This window comes from Melaminivora alkalimesophila, from assembly GCF_000282995.1.
Lineage (GTDB): Bacteria > Pseudomonadota > Gammaproteobacteria > Burkholderiales > Burkholderiaceae_C > Melaminivora > Melaminivora alkalimesophila.
The window spans coordinates 1-2,564 of record NZ_ALEE01000587.1 but is presented as its reverse complement, the minus strand read 5'-3'; the positions used below and the strand labels follow the sequence as shown (position 1 = coordinate 2,564).

Below are 2,564 nucleotides of genomic sequence, written 5' to 3'. Positions count from 1 at the left end.
CTGTTGGGCGACTACCCGCCGGCGCAGCTCGACGGCGGCCAAGTGCACTCTTGGGCTGAGGCGCTGGCCTGCCAGGAGGCGCCCCCGCCGCACACGGTCGGTCAGGGCGATCTGGCGGTGCTGCCCTACACCAGCGGCACCACCGGCCAGCCCAAGGGATGCATGCACCTGCACCGCAGCATCAACCACAACGCGGTCGCGGGGGCGCTGTGGGGCCGCGGCACCAGCGAGATCGTGATGCTCGGCGTGGTGCCGATGTTCCACATCACCGGGATGGTGGTGGTGATGCACAGCTGCATCTACGTCGGCGGCACGCTGGTGCTGATGCCGCGCTGGGACCGGGAGCTGGCGGGCCGGCTGATCTCGCACTACCGGGTGACCAACTGGACCAACATCCCGACCATGGTCATCGACCTGCTGGCGAGTCCCAATTTCGCGTCCTTCGACCTGACGAGCCTGCAATACATCGGCGGCGGCGGAGCGGCCATGCCGCAGGCGGTGGCCCAGCGCCTGCTGGAGCAATACGGCCTGCGCTTCTGCGAGGGCTACGGCCTGACGGAGACCGCGGCGCCCTCCCACAACAACCCGGTGGACCGCCCCAAGCAGCAGTGCCTGGGCATTCCCTTCGTCGGCACCGATGCGCGCATCGTCGATCCGGAGACCCTGCAGGAGCTGCCGCAGGGCGAGCAGGGCGAGATCGTGGTGCACGGGCCGGAGGTGTTCGAAGGCTACTGGCGCCGGCCGGAGGCGACCGAGCAGGCCTTCTTCGAGCTCGACGGCAAGCGTTTCTTTCGCACCGGGGACCTGGGCCGGATGGACGAGGAGGGCTACTTCTTCATCACCGACCGCCTCAAGCGCATGATCAACGCCAGCGGCTACAAGATCTGGCCGGCCGAGGTCGAGGCGCTGATGTTCCGCCACCCGGCGATCCAGGAAGCCTGCGTGATCTCCACGCGCGACGCCTACCGGGGCGAATCCGCCAAGGCGGTGGTCGTGCTGCGCCCGGGCCATGAGCATACCAGCGAGGAGGACATCATCGCCTGGTGCCGCGAGCACATGGCGGCCTACAAGGTGCCGCGCAGCGTGCAGTTCGTGGCGCAGCTGCCCAAGAGCGGCAGCGGCAAGGTCATGTGGCGGCTGCTGCAGGAGCAGGAGGACACGGGCGCGGCGGCATAGGACAATCGGCGGTTGCGTTTTTCGTCCCGCTCGCAGGGACGCCAGGGCTGCCGGGCAGCCCTTTGTTTTTGCCGCGCCGCCGCCATATTCGAGCTTCATGCCGCACCAGATCACCTTCCCCGAGTCGCTGCCCGTCTCCGCCCGCCGCCAGGAGATCATGGCGGCCATTGCCGAGCACCAGGTTGTCATCGTCTGCGGCGAGACCGGCTCGGGCAAGACCACCCAGCTGCCGAAGATGGCGCTCGCCCTGGGGCGCGGGCGCATGCACGCCAGGCCGGGCGAGCGCGGCCGGCTGATCGGCCACACGCAGCCGCGGCGCATCGCCGCCTCGTCGGTCGCCAAGCGCATCGCCGAGGAACTGGGCACGGCGCCCGGCGAGGTGGTGGGCTACAAGGTGCGCTTCCAGGACACGCTGCACAAGAGCGCCTCCATCAAGCTGATGACGGACGGCATCCTGCTGGCCGAGACGCAGGGCGATCCGCTGCTGCTCCAGTACGACACGCTGATCATCGACGAGGCGCACGAGCGCAGCCTGAACATCGACTTCCTGCTGGGCTACCTCAAGCAGATCCTGCCGAAGCGCCCGGACTTGAAGCTCATCGTCACCTCCGCCACCATCGACGCCGAGCGTTTTGCGCAGCATTTCGCCTCACCTGCCGGGCCGGCGCCGGTGATCATGGTGTCGGGCCGCACCTATCCCGTCGAGGTGCGCTGGCGGCCCTGGGAGGAAAAGCGGGACCACGACCTGCAGGACGCGATCGCCGAGGGCGTGGACGAGCTGTGGGCGGGCGGCGCGCGCGGCGACATCCTGGTCTTCCTGCCGGGCGAGCGCGAGATCCGCGAGGCGGCTGACCACCTGCGCAAGCACCTGCAGCAGTCGCCGGTGCTGCGCAGTGCCGAGGTGTTGCCGCTGTTCTCGCGCCTGTCGCAGGCCGAGCAGGACCGGATCTTCGAGCCGCACGGGCGCGCGCGCATCGTGCTTGCGACCAACGTGGCCGAGACCTCGCTTACGGTGCCGGGGATCCGCTACGTGATCGACGCGGGCACGGCGCGCGTCAAGCGCTATTCCTTCCGCAGCAAGGTCGAGCAGCTGCTGGTCGAGCCCATCAGCCAGGCGGCGGCCAACCAGCGCGCCGGGCGCTGTGGCCGCGTGGCCGACGGCGTCTGCCTGCGGCTGTATGCCGAGGAAGACTTCCTGCAGCGCGAGCGCTTCACCGACCCGGAGATCCTGCGCTCTTCGCTCGCTGGCGTCATCCTGCGCATGAAGTCGCTCGGCCTGGGCGACGTGGTGAACTTTCCCTTCCTGGAGGCGCCCTCGGGGCGCGCCATCGCCGATGGCTACCAGCTGCTGCAGGAACTGGGCGCGGTGGACGAGCGCGGCACGCTGA

General features: G+C 69.3%; 2 protein-coding genes. Both read left to right on the top strand.

Annotation, left to right across the window (positions count from 1 at the left end):
• Positions 1 to 1,176 (top strand): AMP-binding protein (locus A612_RS11470; RefSeq protein WP_019374620.1); only part of this gene is annotated, 1,176 nt, incomplete at its 5' end.
• A gap of 97 nt (positions 1,177 to 1,273) precedes the next feature.
• The coding region (locus tag A612_RS11465; RefSeq protein ID WP_040436709.1) for a helicase-related protein at positions 1,274 to 2,564 on the top strand (1,291 nt) is incomplete at its 3' end.